General features: G+C 34.0%; 16 protein-coding genes. 2 read left to right on the forward strand and 14 right to left on the reverse strand.

Annotated features, from left to right (window positions below):
* Positions 1-66: 66 nt before the first annotated feature.
* Complete coding sequence (locus tag HS129_00785) at positions 67-549, forward strand: transposase (GenBank protein ID MBE7410592.1); 483 nt, start codon at positions 67-69, stop codon at positions 547-549.
* The gene (locus HS129_00790; protein ID MBE7410593.1) at positions 539-1,138 is read left to right on the forward strand and encodes a hypothetical protein; all 600 of its coding nucleotides are present in this window, start codon (positions 539-541) and stop codon (positions 1,136-1,138) included. The genes HS129_00785 and HS129_00790 overlap by 11 nt, the downstream gene beginning before the upstream one ends.
* 7 nt (positions 1,139-1,145) lie before the next feature.
* Here the strand turns inward: HS129_00790 and HS129_00795 are convergent, their stop codons facing one another.
* The 14 genes from HS129_00795 to HS129_00860 all read right to left on the reverse strand — a co-directional run bounded on the left by HS129_00795 (position 1,146) and on the right by HS129_00860 (position 16,160).
* The gene (locus HS129_00795) at positions 1,146-1,634 is read right to left on the reverse strand and encodes a DUF1564 family protein (GenBank protein ID MBE7410594.1); all 489 of its coding nucleotides are present in this window, start codon (positions 1,632-1,634) and stop codon (positions 1,146-1,148) included.
* Positions 1,635-2,063: 429 nt separating this feature from the next.
* Entirely contained in the window at positions 2,064-4,814 is a 2,751-nt protein-coding gene (ileS, locus tag HS129_00800; GenBank protein ID MBE7410595.1) for an isoleucine--tRNA ligase, read from the reverse strand.
* Between the two features lie 6 nt (positions 4,815-4,820).
* Positions 4,821-5,822: a TRAM domain-containing protein gene (locus HS129_00805; protein ID MBE7410596.1), complete on the reverse strand. Its 1,002-nt coding sequence runs from the start codon at positions 5,820-5,822 to the stop codon at positions 4,821-4,823.
* 41 nt (positions 5,823-5,863) lie between these two features.
* Entirely contained in the window at positions 5,864-6,334 is a 471-nt protein-coding gene (locus HS129_00810; GenBank protein MBE7410597.1) for a transcriptional regulator, read from the reverse strand.
* A gap of 143 nt (positions 6,335-6,477) precedes the next feature.
* Positions 6,478-7,110: an SPOR domain-containing protein gene (locus HS129_00815; protein ID MBE7410598.1), complete on the reverse strand. Its 633-nt coding sequence runs from the start codon at positions 7,108-7,110 to the stop codon at positions 6,478-6,480.
* Positions 7,111-7,187: 77 nt separating this feature from the next.
* Entirely contained in the window at positions 7,188-8,024 is an 837-nt protein-coding gene (locus tag HS129_00820) for a hypothetical protein (protein ID MBE7410599.1), read from the reverse strand.
* Positions 8,025-8,426: 402 nt separating this feature from the next.
* Positions 8,427-10,013, reverse strand: coding sequence for a PEGA domain-containing protein (locus HS129_00825; protein ID MBE7410600.1), 1,587 nt, complete (start codon positions 10,011-10,013; stop codon positions 8,427-8,429).
* Positions 10,010-10,774, reverse strand: coding sequence for an ABC transporter permease (locus HS129_00830; GenBank protein ID MBE7410601.1), 765 nt, complete (start codon positions 10,772-10,774; stop codon positions 10,010-10,012). The genes HS129_00825 and HS129_00830 overlap by 4 nt, the downstream gene beginning before the upstream one ends.
* Positions 10,771-11,658: an ABC transporter permease gene (locus tag HS129_00835; GenBank protein ID MBE7410602.1), complete on the reverse strand. Its 888-nt coding sequence runs from the start codon at positions 11,656-11,658 to the stop codon at positions 10,771-10,773. The genes HS129_00830 and HS129_00835 overlap by 4 nt, the downstream gene beginning before the upstream one ends.
* A gap of 42 nt (positions 11,659-11,700) precedes the next feature.
* Positions 11,701-12,156 (reverse strand): PTS sugar transporter subunit IIA, encoded by a 456-nt coding sequence (locus HS129_00840; GenBank protein MBE7410603.1) that lies wholly within the window; start codon positions 12,154-12,156, stop codon positions 11,701-11,703.
* Between the two features lie 2 nt (positions 12,157-12,158).
* Positions 12,159-13,094 carry a hypothetical protein gene (locus HS129_00845; protein MBE7410604.1) on the reverse strand — a complete coding sequence of 312 codons (936 nt, stop codon included), beginning with the start codon at positions 13,092-13,094 and terminating at the stop codon, positions 12,159-12,161.
* Positions 13,081-14,247 carry a hypothetical protein gene (locus HS129_00850; protein MBE7410605.1) on the reverse strand — a complete coding sequence of 389 codons (1,167 nt, stop codon included), beginning with the start codon at positions 14,245-14,247 and terminating at the stop codon, positions 13,081-13,083. The genes HS129_00845 and HS129_00850 overlap by 14 nt, the downstream gene beginning before the upstream one ends.
* Positions 14,248-14,264: 17 nt before the next feature.
* A complete protein-coding gene (locus HS129_00855; protein ID MBE7410606.1) occupies positions 14,265-14,546 on the reverse strand; it encodes a hypothetical protein in 282 nt (93 codons plus the stop codon).
* A 63-nt stretch (positions 14,547-14,609) separates the two neighbouring features.
* Positions 14,610-16,160: a glycosyltransferase gene (locus HS129_00860; GenBank protein MBE7410607.1), complete on the reverse strand. Its 1,551-nt coding sequence runs from the start codon at positions 16,158-16,160 to the stop codon at positions 14,610-14,612.
* Positions 16,161-16,199: the final 39 nt, after the last annotated feature.

Consider the following 16,199-nt stretch of genomic DNA (forward strand, 5'->3'; position numbering starts at 1 on the left):
TGCACGAGTAATAGTTGGTGATGTTACTTTTTGATGTTCAGGAAAAATCATTATCTGGCATCACTAATGGATATGGAAAACAGAGAGGTCATCGGACGAGCTGTTTCTGATAAACTTAATAGTGAACTTGTCAGGTCTGCATTTGAGTCGGCTCTCATGAACAGAGGAAGTCTCGAAGGTTACATTCATCATACTGATTCTGATAGAAGATATTGTTCGCATGAATATATAGAACTTCTGAACAATTCCAAAATACAAATTTCAATGTGTCTTGGTAATGCATATGAAAATGCACACGCAGAATCTTTTAATAAAACTATCAAGTATCAAGAGATAAATATCTCCTGTTATGCTGATAAAATTGAAGCAGCCAAAAGTATTTTTCAATTTATTGATCGGTACAATTCAATCAGACCTCATTCAGCTTTAGGAGGACTATCTCCTCTGCAATTTAAAAATAAACAAAAATATATTTTTTTCTTTACAGTTTTAGGGGGGCACTTCAATTGCATCCACTGGAGCAAACTCGCTTACTCAAATGACAAATAGCATGCAACAAATTACAAAAAGCTCCGATGAGATGACAAAAATTGTTGATCTGATAAATGAAATTTCCAATCAAACTAACCTACTTTCATTGAACGCATCGATCGAGGCTGCCAGAGCAGGAGAAGCCGGCAAAGGGTTTGCAGTAGTCGCAAATGAGGTCTCTAAATTAGCAGAACAAACAGCCTCCAGAATCAAGGAAATCGACAAATTTATCAAAGCAAACAATTCAGAAATTCATGGTGGGCAAGAAAAAATACAAGATACAATCCGAATTATTGATAGAATCATTCATGGAGTAAGTGAAGTTAGTAGTGCCATGGTCACTCTTTCAGGCTTTATACAAATGCAGATGGAAATGAATTATGGTGTAAATACAAATATTCACAATATGCAATCTCAATCAAAAAGCATGAAAGTTTCAACCGAAGAGCAAAGAATTGCAATTTCAGAAATCGCTAATTCAATTTTTAATATTAATGAAAAAACTCAAGCAAACGCTGCAAGTGCAGAAGAAGTCGCAGCCACTACTCAAAACATATCTTCACTCTCCCTTAAAATGAAACAATCTGTGGAATTTTTTAGGTTTTGAGTTTTTTTCAGTTTATAGTGTTTGTTTTGCTCTTTTCGTCAGGTTTGTGTCGTTTTAGTCTATTGTAGCGGGTCGTTTTTCTCTTGGAGAGGTAAGCTCCCCCCGCAATCGTGGTTACCGGGGTGGGAACTCCATTCTCGAAGAATCTGCTGGGGAGAATTATGTCCCATTCGGCAAGGTCAAGCACTAACAGAAGAGTAAAAAGAGCGGTCTTTGTGGTACCAAGCCAATCTGCAAGAATGCCAAGCTCAATCCAGTCTTCGTTATTTGGGGTAAAATTCTTCTTCTGCAAATTTTGCCCGACTTCTTGATAGGCCTTTTTTACCCTCTCCATCTTCTCAAAAGTTCCCCAAAGAATCACATTTCTGTATCTGTTCAACAATGCGTGCAAATATTTCCTCCTTGATAAACCTGTCGTTCTTCTATTGAACTCGTCCATATATTTTGCTGGAACAAGCAAACTCGATTGTGTTTCTGTAAATTTTTGTGGGTTCATAAATTTCTCCTTAAAGTAAAATTCTCTGCTCTTCTTTATAAGGTAAAAAAAGTTTGCTTTAGAAAAAAAATTTTATCGTTTTTTTAGAAATTTTTCTTCAGTTTTACATAAAAAGTCCTAAATCTGTATTAAATGCGTAATTTTTTTTAATCCCCGAAAACGATGGAGTTCCCACATTTTTGCGTGAAAGGTGAACAATTGGTATAAAACATGCACTTTACTGAAAAGAGTGGAAATCCCACATTTTAGCACAAAAAGTGTAAAATCTGCTCTAAACGCGAAATTTCAAAAACTCTACTAACGCTCAAAACCTCTATCTAAAAGATAAACCTATTTACAAAAGATTCTACCTCCACTAATTCCGACCTCAGAATAATTCCGTTGATCACGATTGCGAAAGGCTCTTGCCTCTCCAAGAGAAAAACTACACTATATCTCTAAGCTATTACACCTCTTACAAAGTTGCCCTTCTTTTGAGATTTCTCTTGTTCTCCTCCAACACCTTGGGCATTCTGGTTCTTTTGGAAGCACAACCGAAATATTTGCAGTCTCTGACTGGACTAATGAAATCACCTCTACAGTAGACTTTCCAAACTCTACTTGAGAAACCACAAATAGCTTTTCTAATTCTTCTAAACTAAAAGATTTTAGTAAATTTTCATTTTTCAGTAAATCAATAAAAACTTTTCCTTCGAGGGACTTCCCAATTTTTCCTGACTGCCTTGCGACCTCTAAAGCTTTTTGGACTTGCGTTTTTAGGTGAAATATCTCAGAATATTTTTTTTCTAAGTTTTCATCTTTAAATTCAGAAATATTTTTAAATTCATTTAAGAATACAGAATTTTTCTTTCCGTAAGATTCCCACACTTCTTCTGCAGTAAAACTTAAAATTGGTGCAATGAGAATAGTTAGAGTTTCTAAAATAACAGCCAAGGATTGAATATGAGAAATTCTGACACCAGAGTCAATTTTATCGCAATACAAACTATCTCGAATTATTTCAAAGTATTCTCCCGAAAGGTCAACACTGCAAAAATTTAATAGCTTATGATAGACCGAATGAAATTGGTAGTTAGAATAGGATTGTAAAATTTCAGTGGAAAGATTACTTAAAAGAGAAAGAAAATACCTGTCTAATTCGGATAGATTTTCTTTTTTAGGAATACCGTCTAACGTATATTTATTCAAATTTCCTAAGAGGTAGCGAAACGTATTACGAATTTTTCTGTATTGCTCTCCGATTATTTTTACTGCGTCTTTACCGATTTTTACGTCGTCTCTGAAGTCTTGGGAAGAAACCCAAAGCCTTAAAATATCCGCACCATACACATTGATAATGTCCGTAGTAGGGTTCATCACATTTCCGAGTGATTTTGACATTGCGTGTCCCTTTTCATCTAAAACATAGCCATGCGTTAAAACACTTTTATAGGGAGGAAATTTTCTAAGAGCCATAGAAGGCCAAAGGCTCGATTGAAACCATCCCCTGTGCTGGTCAGTCCCTTCGAGGTATAGGTCAGCCGGAGGCTCTTTCGGGTTATCCTCTAATACTGCAAAATTAGACACACCAGAGTCAAACCAAACATCTAAAATATCATTTTCTTTAGTGAAATTTCTCCCTTTGCATTTTTGGCATACAGTATTTGGAGGTAGAAGGTCTTTAGCCACTTTTTCATACCAAATTTCTATTCCATCTTTTTGGACTAACTCGGTAAAAAAAGAAATAGATTCGTTTGTGATATACGTTTCTTCACAATCTTCACACTTAAATGCGGGAATCGGCACTCCCCAATTTCTTTGCCTTGACAAACACCAATCGGGTCTATTTTCTACCATAGATCGAATTCTTGTAATTCCCCAATTAGGGATCCAGTTTACCTTATCAATGGCTGAAAGTGAATTTTTCCTAAGGTCATTTTTATCTATGGAAAAAAACCACTGAGGGGTAGCTCTAAAGATAAGAGGCTTTTTACTTCTCCAACTATGAGGGTAGGAGTGCTCTAATTTTGTTTCAAAAAGTAGAGAATTTTTTTCTTTTAATAGTTCAATAATTTTAGGGTTTGCCTCAAAAATATTTATTCCCTTCATGGGTAAAAATTCATCAGTGTATCTTCCTCTGTCATCAACAGGGCTAAACGGCTCAAGACCGGCTTCGAGTCCTACTTTATAGTCATCGACTCCATGACCCGGGGCAGTGTGAACACAACCTGTACCTGCATCCAAAGTAACATGACGACCAAAAAGAGGAATAGAGATTCTATCTATAAACGGATGAATAAATTTTAATTTTGAAATTTCTTCTGAGGTAATAGGCTGTATTTTTTTTAGAACTACCCCTGTCTTACTTTCTACAGATTCTTTTAAACCGTCTGCAAGTATAAGTTTTCCATGACTATCGGATTGATAAATAGAATACTCGATTTCTTTATTAAAAGAAATTGCTAGGTTTGCGGGTAGAGTCCATGGAGTAGTAGTCCATATTAAGCAAAAAAGATCGGGCTTCCCTTCTGCTTGAAATTTTACATAGATAGATGGAGAGGTTACGTTGTAGTACTCAATTTCAGCCTCTGCGTGTGCAGTTGCTAGATCAACAGACCAGTACACAGGCTTTTTCCCTTTGAAAATATATCCTTCTTTAAATAGCTTCCCAAAAGTATCTACGATTTTTGATTCGTAGTCTCTACTCATTGTGAGATATTTTCTTTCTTTATCCCAGACACAAAGAAATCGACTTAGGTCGTCTCCTTGTTTTTGAACAAATTCGGTTGCGTATTCCCTGCATTTTTTTCTAAGCTCAGAGGGGGAGGTGGAAGATGCATTTTTTCCTAAGTTTTTCAATACCTGCACTTCTATAGGAAGTCCGTGACAATCCCACCCAGGAATCATATCAGTATAAAATCCAGATAAGTGTTTTGATTTTATGATTATGTCTTTCAGGATTTTATTCAGTGCGTGGCCAACGTGAAAATTTCCATTTGCATAAGGGGGACCATCGTGGAGTACAAATTTTTTTGCCCCCACTCTGGATTCTTTCATTTTACCAAAAGTGTTTTCCTTGACCCATTTTTCAATTAGAAGTGGCTCCCTCTTTGCGAGGTCTGCCTTCATAAGAAAATCTGTATTCGGTAGAATTACGGTAGATGAATAAGGATTTTCTTTTTTCTCTTTTTCTTTACTCATGCTTTATTATTTAATCGCTTTTGTGAAAATCATTTTTCCGGCAGCAGTTTGAATTATTGAGGTGACGTTTACTTTTACGTCTTTGCCTACAAGGTGTCCCCCATTTTCGATCACTACCATTGTGCCGTCTTCTAAATAACCGATTCCTTGGTTTTCGTCTTTGCCTTCTTTGATTACTTGGATCTGAATTTCTTCACCCGGTAAAACTACAGGTTTCAAAGCATTTGCCAAATTGTTTAAGTTAAGTACTTTTACCCCTTGAAGTTCTGCGACTTTATTTAGATTAAAATCGTTTGTAACCAATTTTGCACCTGTATCTCTTGCGAGTTTAATTAACTTAGCATCCACTTCTCTTGTGTCTGTATAGTCAGTATAGGTGATCTTAACTTCAATAGAGCCTTTTCTTTGTAGTTTATTTAACATGTCGAGTCCTCTTCTACCCCGAGCGCGTTTGATCGGGTCTGAAGAATCACTGATTAGTTGAATCTCTCTTAAAACAAAGTTGGGAAGAATAAGTGGCCCGTCAATGAAGTGGGTGTCTGCAATATCTAAAATCCTTCCGTCGATTACAACAGAGGTATCTAAAATCTTATCTCGAATTTCAGCACCTTTTTCTCTTGAGCCGAGGGAAAAAGCTCCTATTCCTCCACCTCCAAAAACAGACAAGCCTGGGTCTTTGGCAAACTCTACCCCTGCACGGATTCCGATTAAGCCAAAAAGAAAGCTGAGAAATATATGAATTCCGTTGAAATGCAAATCCTTAAAAATTGCGCTTAAAAAATACGCTAAAGACAAACCGATCACTGCCCCGATTCCTGAACAAAAAAGGAAATCTCCCTTCAACTTAGGGAACAACTTTCCTTCTCCATAAAAAATAATTAGAGATGTTATAAAAGTCAAAGCAGGATAAATATAAATAGATAAATCTCTAATGTACCCAAAATAGAGTACTAGTAAAGAAACACCTGTTAAAAATAATGATAGTAATATTCTGTATAAATGAATCATACCCAAATCCTATAAATAAATTTGAGTTTGCGGGAAGATTTCTATTCCGTAGGATTTGTTGCTACAGTGGAAGCTAAAATATCTGATACAATATTTCCTGCTTCTTCTTGCGGCACTCCCTTGCTTAAGGCAATTTCTGTTTTTACGAGTGTATAGGCGTTTTCGTACAATTTTCTTTCCATTATGGAAAGCTCTTTCCCGTTTGCTCTTTTAAACAGATTTCTGCAAACATCTGCTACTTCATAAATTGATCCAGACTTTATTTTATTCATATTGTTCTGGTAACGAATTTTCCAGTCTTCTTCGGTGTCAATTTCATCATTCATCAATAAGTTCAAAACTTTTTTAATATCCTTTTTATTGATGATTCCTCGAATTCCTACCTGTTTCGCACTTTCTACAGGTATCATAACCTTCATTTTTGTATTTTGAATTTCGAGGCAATAGCAATCTCTTTTTTTACCGAGAATGGTTTGTTTACTTACCTCGGTGATTGCTCCCACGCCGTGCATGGGATATACGACATAATCCCCGACCTTAAATTCTTTCTTTGCAGAAACCTTTACGCTTTTGTTTGCCAATTTACGTATAATATCTTCCGTTAAACTCTAATTTACTATGATAGTGGGGAATTGAACAAGTCAAGCATATTTTATCAATATTCTAAAGTTTTTATGGTAGAACGCTGAAAAATTCCATTAGAATAGGTTTTTAATCGAATCTGAATCTCTTTTGCCTCATTTTCTGAGTAGAAATACCCTAAATACAGTCTCCCTGAGGTAGTTCTAAACAACCTTCCCTGAAATTCAGGCAGTTCTTTGATTAGTCTTTTCCCTATTGAAATAGATTTTTCGGGAGAGAAATTCCCCAATTGGATCATAAAATTAGTCTGACCTATTTTAGGTGGGTGTTTTAAGTTTCTAAATTGAGAAATCTCTTTATGATTTTCAGTTTTCGTAGTTTTTACTATAGGTTCAGGCTTTTTATTTATTTTTTCTTCTTGAATGCTATTATTGTCCGGCTCTTTGGATGATATATTTTTAAAAGAGTGGGTTTCTTTTGTTTCGTTATAAGCAAAGTTGGATTCTTTTTGGTCAATCTTCAATCCGATCACAAGCCCTGAGGTAAATATAAGAATGGCACCTACCATAATAAACAAAAAGGAAGAATTTTTTGCGGGTCTTGTTATATGTTGTCCTGAAAATAGGGCAAGGTGTTGAGGATTGACCTGTTTTGGACTAGGGATATCCCTGGTTTTTAGCCTTCTGGAATAATCTATATTTTGCACTTGTGTAACCGTTTCTACTACTATCGGAAAATTCTTAAAATTTCAAAAGAATTTTCTTTTATTAGAGATAAAAACAATTACTCTGTGATGGGGATTCCGAGTTTTATCTTTAGTTCTCGATTTTCTTTTACTAAATCTCTGATTTCCTGATCTGTATAAGCAAAAATTTTATCTTGAGCCTTGATAATTTTTTCCATGTTCATTTCTTCTATTCTGGAGTAGGAAAGAATATTCTCGGCTGCTTCCTTCCCTTGGATTGCATTTCTTAGCTCCAGTTCTCTCAGTTCGTCTAACTTTTCAGTTGCCTTAATTCTATCGTGCAATTCTAATAGTTCGGCATTTTTCATATCGTTTACTTTTTCTATCGCATCTTGTAAAAGATCTTGAGATTTTTTGACCTTAGATTCGTAATCGAGTATTGATTGAAGCGCCTTGTTTGTGTCGTCTGCAACTTTCATTTCTTCGCGAGCCAATTCAAAAACCCCTTCAAAAAAGCCAACATTGCTAAGGCAGCTGCTTCCGATTTCCATTGCAGCGTTTTTGTAAAACTCTGTCTGAATTGTCCGATCTAAAAGTAGCCTAAGCGAGTTTTTTTGTACCGGATTTTCTATGACTTCTATTTTCCCTTTTTTTTCTAACTCGTCTGATATTTTTTCAAAGTCCGGAGAGGAGATTAGTGTAAGAGAAATATCTGGATGAAGTTCAAACTTGGATAAAAAATCATTTTTGATTTTGTCCCATTCGGGCTTACTCAATTCTAAAAATAAAATATTAATATCTTTAGGAGATGTCTGAATAGTCTGGATATTGGTAAGAGGAATAGTGTTTATTTCAATTGCTATTTTTGGATGCTTCCAAAGCTCAAGTGGAAAATTAGTTCTGGTGGAGATATACCATATAATTGAAGTTTTCAATTTGTCACCTCATTTGTGAAATAAAAAAACTAAATACCGATTTAGATTGTATAGCACAATTGCTTAACATTTTCGAATATTTTAATAAGTTTGTCAAAGTTCGTTTTTTTTGATTTTTTTTTCAATTCTGAACTTTGTCCAGCACTATTTTTAAATAAAATACTAAAGTGTCCCCCAACTTAGTATTTAGACCTCACCATTTAGAGAGCCTGTTAGAGTATAAAATAATGAGGAGTGGCAAAAAATTTTCAAAATCTGTTTTAAGACGCATTCTAAATGAATTTTCCAAAAAAAATCTTTTTTTCAGAAACACTCCTAAAAATTCAGGGAAATTACTGCATTCCGACAGAAAAAGCAAGTGAGAGATTTTTATAGAATTGGTACAAAACTTTGGCTTAAAAATTAGAAACTCTTTTTTATGCGGATGTAACTTTCTGTACTTTCCTGGTTTTGCATAAATATGGGTTTCATTCCAAATTCGATTGTTTCTTCGTCTATGCCGAGCGCATAAAAAACAACGCTTAGTACGAGCATAATCCCCACGCCTGCGGGTGCTATTCCTTTTAGCCTGTGCCCTTTTCTGTTGGAGCCGATTTGATCCCAATTTTTTATTTCTGATCGAATCTTTTGTATTTGAATTTCTTGGTAGGTATATGTAGCTAAAAATTCGTTTTGGGTAAGTGTGCCTTGTAGTCTTAGAATCGAAGTTATATTAGCGAATGCGTATTGACTGCGAAGCTCGTCCGTAAGTTGAGAAGATCTTAAATCTGCATAGATAAAACCTGCATAAAAAAATAGTGTAGAGAATAGAGAAAAAATAGAAAAGTCATAATAGGTGTAATCCAAAAAAACGTTGGCTCTGTTTTTGTAATAGATTTCAGAGTCACCTGTTTTTAGTTTTACGTCTAATTTGAATTCCTTTGAATCTACTATGTCCACTCCTTTAAAAAAATCAATATAGGTTTCTTTGGAAACTCTTACTTGATTTGAGCCAACTGGAACAGAAATATTTTTTAAAGGAGTTTGTCCGAGAAGAGTCATCCCTAAATAAACGTCTGCTCCAGGTGGATCGCTTACGACCGAGATTTTTCCTTTGGCTTCAATTTTTTTTAACTCAAATCGGAATGTATTTTGAGAATTTGTGGAAATTTGAATTTCTTTGGTTTGTGGCAAAAACCCATCCTTAAATAGAAACAGCTCGTGTTTTCCTGAAACAACTTCTTTTTTATCAATTGGAGTTTTTCCGAGGTAGGCACCATCTAAAAAGATAAGCGTATTTTTTTCATCTCCTGTCGAGACTTCTATTGAAGCCATTTCTTTTTTATTGAGGCTTCGTTTTAATACAATTATTGTTTTTTCCAATTCCTGAAAAGCTCTTTTTATACTTGTAGATTCGCTAAAAGAATTTACTTTTCCGTCTCTAAGGTTTGTTAATTCGATTTTTACAAAAAGGGAATCTTCACTTTTCACATTGTATTCACCTGTAATAACATAATAGCATTGATTTTTTCTTCCTAAGTAAATTGCATTTTCTAAAAAAGCAGTTTCTTTCTCTGCGATAATTTCTGGAGAAAAATCAATGTACCTTGGATCTTTAGAAGGTAAAAGTTTTAGCTTCCCTTCGTTTAACATTTTCAGATTTATGCTATCCGGAGTAAATTTATTTATTAAGAGTTTTTCGTTTTCAGTTTCTTTTTTCTTTCCGTAAGGGTGGTTGATTACTATCGGTAAAACATCTTCGTCGTAAATAAACTTCATAGAGTTTAAGCCCGTGAATAAAATGGATGGAATTCCCTTAGAAAGATAGTCTAACTTTTTTTGGTTTTCCGGTTTTCGGAATGGGAATAGACAGAGTTTTCTTTTTTTCTCAAATTCTATTTTTTCGGGTAAATACTGATTTTTGAAATCAAAGTACTCATCAATAGAAAATAGAGAAGTCGCGTTGGTTATAAAACAAAAAAGTAATATACTTGCAGTAATAGTTTTCATTTTTTTGGACTGAGGAAAAAGATGAGAGAAGATATTCCGATGATTGGAATGATTAGAGAGAGAGGAGACTTAGAAAAAAAATCTTTTGAAAAAGAAATTTGCTCTCCAAAACCAGGTCCAAAAATCTCGGATGCAGTGTCGATTCCCAAATAACTGAATAGGGACAAGGTCATGATCACCGAAGGGATCCCTGTAAGAAAAAGATTTTTTTGTATTGAATAAATTTCAGGGAAGATATGATTTTTGAAAATATAGAATGGGCTGTTTCCAAACAACACGGATGCGATACAAAAACCCGAATCTTTTACTTCTCTCACTTTTGCTTGGAGAGATTCATAGACCACTGCCCAATCAGAAACTACGATGGATAATAGCACTACAAGAATTCCTCCTCCAAAGAAATACGCAAACATGAGGGCTGTAAAAAGAGATGGAATTGATAAAAAAATAGACACCAAAGGCTCAAACCAAAAAGAAAAAATTTTCCCAAATGAATATTCTAAAAATACAAAAATTGAAGCAACCAAAATAGTAGATAACCTCAAAGGAATAGAAAATAGTATTGTGCCAACTGCCCCAAAACCAAAAAGTGCACACAAGTCTCTGCCGAGTCTGTCTGTTCCCAATGGATGAGAAATCGTTTGAAAAGGAGGGATAAAGGAACTTTCTAAATTGACCTGTGTCGGTCTTTTAAAAAATACAATACAAAAAAGAACAATTCCGAAAAAAGCAATGCGAAAAAAATTATCTTTAGGATTCATTCCAAACCCTTCCCTGAGAGGATGGACTGAAGGTTGCGAGCAATTCTACCGAATAGATAAAATACAATTCCGGTATAAACAAAAAGTGCCTGTAGCAAATTTTCATCAAGAGATTTGATCGCGATATACATTGATTTTCCGATTCCCGGGAAAAAAAATATTTCTTCTACGATTATTGCACCCGATAGGATAGAGCCAAAATCCATTAGAATAAATATAAGTATGACCGGAAATATTTTAATAAGTACGTGTTTAAAAACTATTCGATTTATTGTAAATCCTCTTGCTTTTAAAAAAATTATGTAATAGGAATTCATTTCTGTTTTTGCCTCATCGTAGGTGAGTAGCAATTGCCTTGCAAATACGCGAGATCCTAAAGCGATTCCCGGCATGACTAAATATAGAATATTTCCCTTCTCATATCCTCCTGGAGGCAAAATTTCTAAATAATAAAAAAATATCAATAGAAGAAGAACGCTAACCACAAAAATCGGAGTAGATAAAATAATTTTTGCTGTTTGAGTAAAAATTTCAAATAAGAGTTTGTTATCTCGGATAATTAAAAATAGAGAGAGTCCGATTCCTGATAGACTTCCGAGTAGAATCGAAAATATAGATAAGTGGATGGTAGGGATTAGTCTATTGGAGATATGGTCTATTACCTTTTCGCCTGTATCTGTTTTACCAAAATCTAAAAGGAAGATAGATTTTTGAAATTGAAAAATTTTTGTGATAAGATTTTCTGAAGGAGTGAGTTTTGTTTCTTGAAGTCCTGAGTCTGCGAAAAGAAATTCCTTGGATTCCATTCTAGATTTGCTTAGTATAACTGAAATACTTGAAAGTAGTAATAAAAAAAAAATAAATTTGTAAAACTCACTGAAAATTAATTTACTCAAGATTTTAATTTTCAAATTGTATTCCTTTGTTTAAATTTTTAGAGCAGAGTAAATTTCTTCAAAAGAATGCGCATCAATTATTTGCTTTCTTTTTTCTTCGGAGTTTAATGTTTTTGCGATTAACGCAAGGGTTTTGATATGCTCTTGAAATTGTTCTCTCGGCACTATAAGCATTACAAATATATGAACTGGTAAATTGTCTATGGCTTCAAAATCTAAACCAGATTTTGAAATACCTATTACACATTTTAAGGAATCTACAGAGCTAACCGAGCAGTGGGGAATTGCAACCCCGCTTCCGATTCCAGTTGACATTGATTTTTCTCTATTTAGGAGAGCGTTTAGAATTTCTTCGCTTGAGGATTCTGAGAGTATATGATTTTTTACTGCGTGGGTTACTAGGATTTTCAGGATTTCTTCTTTAGAAGAGCTTTTCAAATCATAGATTATATTTTTAGGTCCTAATAATTCTAAAAGATAATTCATTTCTATTCAGTTTTTCTTAATTTTATAGTTTGAGAATTTCTTTTCTCATGGTAAAAACAAAGAATGGAACGAACACTAAAAAATACAATCATTAAAAGAATCGGAGGATAATTATTGGGGTTTATTGCTGTGGCAAAAATGAGAGTTATTGCGGCAGAAACGACAGATTCTACTTGCAAGGCTCTGAAGTTTCTGCCTATAGAAATGTATAAAAAATACCAGATTGCAGTATATAGAAAAATTTGATTTCTAAAAATAAAAATATCTTCAAAATAATACAATAAAAAAGAAAAGAAGATTAGAATAAAAACAATCAGATCGTTGAAAAAATTTTTTCTTAGTATGGCAAAAATTCCTAAGAGAGTAAATAGAATGTACCCATAGTTCTCTACAATTGAAAAAAGATTGAAGATTGAATTTGCTAAAAAGTATTTTGGAAGAAAAAACATCCCAAGTGTATTTTCGTTTTCTAATTGAGGAGTTATCGGAAACTCTATTTGGGTGAAAGGTATATTTAAAATATCTACTTGTATCATAATAAAAAAAATAGATACATGGAGCACGGATAAAAACAACCCAAAGGGAAAATCGAGATAACGAAAAGATTTTTTGGGGAATAAAAGTAAAACTCCAATTGGAATCGAAATAAAGTAAACTACTGTAGGTTGAAGAAATACTATAGGGGTAATGAAAAAAAATAGAATCACTTGATAAAAAAATTGTGTGATATAAACGTACTCTTTTTTGCGAATTTTCAAGAAATACACAACTACAAACGTAAAAAGAATTCCCAAAAAGGATAAGAATAGATTGAGATTAGAAAAAATAGAAAAGACTGTGAAGGCAGATATTAGAATGAAAAGAAAGAGGTCTGTGAAAAATTCAATCGACTTAGTGAAATATCCCGTATAGGTAGGGCGAATTTTATGAGCCGACATGTCTTAACCTTTTTTTATCGGATATTCTTTTTCTAAAATTGATTCCGCTTGGACAATATACCGTACATAGTCCACATTCAATACAAAGTTCACTTTGAAAACTTTTGTCGTTCTCGTCTAAGATATTTCTGGGCTTTAGATTGACCGGACAAAATAGAGAGCAGTCTTTGCAGTCGATGCAGGGAAGTTCTTTTTTTTGAACAGGATTTTTTGCGACAAGATTTAAGTGTGTATCAGAATATATATCAAGAAAAAAATTGTCGGTGCTCGGAAAAAAAACAGGTAGAGTGTAAATTGAATTTGTAGAAAAGTATCGAAAACGATTCTGAAAATTTTTTGTAATAAAGTTGATATTTTGTCCGTTCTTTAAGAAGATCGGTTTTTTTTGAGTTTTAAATTTACCGTTTTTATGTAAAAAATTTACAGAAAACATTCTCTCAATAAAAGGAATTTCTCGATACAAACTTCGGAATAGATAGTATAGAGTTTCTGCGCCCAAAAAAAGTACATCGTGCAATGGGAATTTTTCAGAATTTGGCAAGCCGATATATTTGCATAAGAAATACATCGGGTCTCCAGAAGGGTAGTGAGATTTCTTTTGTTTCCTTGATAGAAAATCGAGCACTTTGGATTTCGGAAAGACTTCTTTTATATTTTTTTTAAACAACTCCAACTCAACAGAAAACTCAGAATGGATTTTTTCTTGGAAATCTATAAATTCATTTTTTGAAAATGGAGAAAAAATAATCTTGGAATTTTCTTTGTCGGAGAATTTATTTAAGCAGGTAATTAAAGTTTCATCGGTAAAGTCGAAACTTGTATTTCCATATTTCAGAATTTTTTCTTTTAGTGTTTTTAGTTGAAAGGCATCTTTTGAATATTTTTCTTTTGGCTCAAAGGTTCCATTCAAGGTCAATACAAGAGTGTCTTTTTTGTTTTCCGAAAAGTGTGCATACCCGGATATGGGGGATAAAATATTTAGATAGTCAGAAAAAAAAAGCGTTTCTCCGATTTGGACAGAGCGAGGAAAATTTCCGTAAGTTTGTAGAAAAGAAAAATCCGGAGGTTTCTGTATTTGAAATTCACCGGATATTATATTTTCACCGATAAAGTCGGAGCTTTTTTTTATAAAAAAAGTTTGAAGGGCGATCAATACCTATCCCAAAAGAATTATGAAATAGATTTCATCATATAGATTTCATCTTTTATCGGTAGTTCTTTTTTTAGATTTTTAATAAATGGAAGAATTTCTCCCATTTCCTCATAAAACTCACAATCGGCTTGCATTCTTCTTGCTACAGTAAAATATTTATAGAGTTTTTCTTCACCGGATCTTTTGGACCACTTTTTCTTTGTGCATTTTACTCTAAGAATGTACTTATCCTGTTCAGGCTCTACATGTCTAACAACGACACAATGCAAACAATTGGCACAATAGACTTTTTCACTCATTTTTCATTCTCCAAAAGATAAATATTGTCAGTACATGAAAACTTGACTATAAGTCAAGTGAATTCATATTTTTGCCGTAACCGGGTCTATTTCTGTATCTTTTTCGGTAGAAGTTTTCATGCTCCAAAGAGCTTCTTTTAAAGAATTGATCGCTACAAAGAAAAACCCAAAAGCATACATAATCAGAAATCCTACAATATAGGGCTTTCCAACTTTAAAAGATAGATAAACACAAAGTGTGCAATACAATCCCATAAAAAATTCTAAGACTACGTGAAAGTCCAATGGAATCGAATACTTATTTTTTTCTTTTAGGTTGTCCTTAGAGGTTTCAATATTTAGCTTTGGAGTACGCTTGAATGAAGATTTGATTCCAAGAATTGCTTCGAGCCAAGCTCTTGTATTTACGATAGCAATTCCTGTGCCGATCATGATCATAATAGGCAAGAACATGAGTCTTTTCTTCCAATCTTTTCTAAGCTCTCTTTGGGAGTAAGCATAAAACACCAAGGGTCCGATTGAGCCTATAGAAAGAAGTGCTGCGGTTGCAAACATTACCGCTATCGGAATGTCTTTGAATGTGTATCCAGACCAATACTCCATTAAAAGAAGTGGGGCAGTAAAAAGTATGTTTACCATCATTAGAGGGTGAACAGAGTAATTAATCAGATGAATAATCGCCTCTCCTTTGATTTTCCAGTTGAACTTAGATTTCAAAATAGTAGGTAGAAGTTTTACCGCAGTTTGGATACTTCCCTTGCACCATCTGAATTGTTGAGACTTGTAGGCACTGATTAAGGCAGGTATCTCTGCTTTACAAACTATATCTTTGAAGTATCTGAATTTCCAGTTTTTTAACTCTGCTCTGTAAGAAAGATCAAAGTCTTCTGTTAGAGTATCGTGCTCCCATCCACCTGCATCTTCTATACATTCTCTTCTCCATATTCCAGCTGTGCCGTTAAAATTCATCCAGAGATTGTTTGCATTTCTTGCGACTTGCTCGATCATAAAATGACCGTCTATTCCATAGCTTTGGGCTTTTGTTAAAACATTGTAATCAGGGTTTATGTGACCCCATCTTACTTGAACCATGCCGATTTCTTTATCCGAAAAATACGGTAAAGTTTTTAAAAGAAAAGAAGGCTCAGGAATAAAGTCTGCATCAAAAATAGCAATAAATTCTCCCTTAGAAACTTTCATCCCTGCTTCCAATGCACCTGCCTTGTGTCCTTCTCTTTTCGTTCTGTGAAGGTGAATAATATTGAAACCTTGCTTTTTATAGTGCTTTACAATCTTGTTTGCCTTTTCAACAGAATCATCAGTAGAATCATCCAATAATTGAATCTCTAATTTATTCTTAGGGTATTCTAATTTCACTGCTGAATCTATCAGTCTTTCTACAACATAGTATTCGTTATACACCGGGAGTTGAACAGTCACTTTGGGTAGGTTTTTGTCTGTTTTCTTAAAATTACGAGAATCGTCTGAATTGCAGTACTTGTGGTTTTTTCGGTATAAATACACCATTAGTAAAGAATGCAATCCAAAAAGAAATAGAAGAAGTATATCGACTGAATAAATCGACATAAATAAAACTGAAATTATTTGTAACATAAACCCATAATTTTCTGTGTCAAAAACCGGTCAAGAGTT

It is taken from the genome of Leptospiraceae bacterium (assembly GCA_015075105.1).
Taxonomy (GTDB): Bacteria; Spirochaetota; Leptospiria; order Leptospirales; family Leptospiraceae; genus JABWCC01.

Coding starts and splice junctions, on each gene's coding strand:
- HS129_00785 (MBE7410592.1), top strand. CDS start 67: ATGGATATGGAAAACAGAGAGGTCATCGGACGAGCTGTTTCTGATAAA.
- HS129_00790 (MBE7410593.1), top strand. CDS start 539: ATGACAAATAGCATGCAACAAATTACAAAAAGCTCCGATGAGATGACA.
- HS129_00795 (MBE7410594.1), bottom strand. CDS start 1,634: ATGAACCCACAAAAATTTACAGAAACACAATCGAGTTTGCTTGTTCCA.
- ileS (MBE7410595.1), bottom strand. CDS start 4,814: ATGAGTAAAGAAAAAGAGAAAAAAGAAAATCCTTATTCATCTACCGTA.
- HS129_00805 (MBE7410596.1), bottom strand. CDS start 5,822: ATGATTCATTTATACAGAATATTACTATCATTATTTTTAACAGGTGTT.
- HS129_00810 (MBE7410597.1), bottom strand. CDS start 6,334: ATGCACGGCGTGGGAGCAATCACCGAGGTAAGTAAACAAACCATTCTC.
- HS129_00825 (MBE7410600.1), bottom strand. CDS start 10,013: ATGAAAACTATTACTGCAAGTATATTACTTTTTTGTTTTATAACCAAC.
- HS129_00830 (MBE7410601.1), bottom strand. CDS start 10,774: ATGAATCCTAAAGATAATTTTTTTCGCATTGCTTTTTTCGGAATTGTT.
- HS129_00840 (MBE7410603.1), bottom strand. CDS start 12,156: ATGAATTATCTTTTAGAATTATTAGGACCTAAAAATATAATCTATGAT.
- HS129_00845 (MBE7410604.1), bottom strand. CDS start 13,094: ATGTCGGCTCATAAAATTCGCCCTACCTATACGGGATATTTCACTAAG.
- HS129_00855 (MBE7410606.1), bottom strand. CDS start 14,546: ATGAGTGAAAAAGTCTATTGTGCCAATTGTTTGCATTGTGTCGTTGTT.
- HS129_00860 (MBE7410607.1), bottom strand. CDS start 16,160: ATGTTACAAATAATTTCAGTTTTATTTATGTCGATTTATTCAGTCGAT.